Consider the following 802-nt stretch of genomic DNA (forward strand, 5'->3'; position numbering starts at 1 on the left):
CGCCCCGCGGCCGCTGCTGCTGGCCGGGCTCGCGATCCTCGCGCTGGCGACGCTCGCAAATGCCGGTCTCGGCGCCTACCATTCCGGCGTCGAATGGGGGTTTTGGAAGGGGCCGACCGATTGCACCGGTCCCGTCGTCAACCTCGGCAACGCCGGCGATCTCTTTTCAAGGCTCGATACCGTGAAGGTGGTGCGCTGCGACGAGGTGCAGTGGCGCTTCCTCGGCCTCTCGCTCGCCGGCTACAACGTGCTGATCTCGCTGCTCATGGCTGCGATCGCGGCGTGGGGATTTATGCGGACGGCGAAGCGCTAGGCAAGCTGTCGTAGGGTGGGCAAAGCGAAGCGTGCCCACCATTCTTGGTGACATCGCTGAAACATGGTGGGCACGGCGCTAACGCGCCTTTGCCCACCCTACAAGAGCCGCGCTCTGCTAATCATCCACGTCGTCCTGCGTGCGTCCGAACAGATGCACGATGCCCGGCGTCGCGATCGTCACGAACACGAAGCGCGAGAGGTGATGGGCTCCGACGAAGATCGGATCGATGTGCAAGGTCAGCGCCAGGGCCAGCATGGCGTCCATCGCTCCCGGCGCGAAGGCGACGACGACGTCGGAGAATTTGACTTGCGTGGTCAGCGCGACGATGCCGACGAAAATGGCGGAGACGGCGATCGCGACCGTGAACGAGCCCAGCGCCGCGTTGATGTGGCCCGCGAGCGTCTTAATCCGCATCCGCGCGAAACGGCTGCCGATCAGCGCGCCGATCCCGACCAGCGCCACGCCGCGCCCCCAGTCCGGCAGGCC

The 802-nt window shown here is 66.2% G+C and carries 2 protein-coding genes; one reads left to right on the plus strand and one right to left on the minus strand.

Annotated features, from left to right (window positions below; translation table 11 throughout):
- Window positions 1–313, plus strand: a 313-nt coding sequence (locus tag MOV74_RS39385; RefSeq protein WP_246933020.1) for a disulfide bond formation protein B, incomplete at its 5' end; no start/stop codon positions are given.
- Window positions 314–430: 117 nt separating this feature from the next.
- On the opposite strand, the gene MOV74_RS39390 is transcribed toward MOV74_RS39385, so the two are convergent.
- Window positions 431–802: AbrB family transcriptional regulator (locus MOV74_RS39390; protein WP_246933022.1), on the minus strand; the 372-nt coding region annotated here is incomplete at its 5' end.

It is taken from the genome of Bradyrhizobium sp. SHOUNA76 (assembly GCF_023006445.1).
Lineage (GTDB): Bacteria > Pseudomonadota > Alphaproteobacteria > Rhizobiales > Xanthobacteraceae > Bradyrhizobium.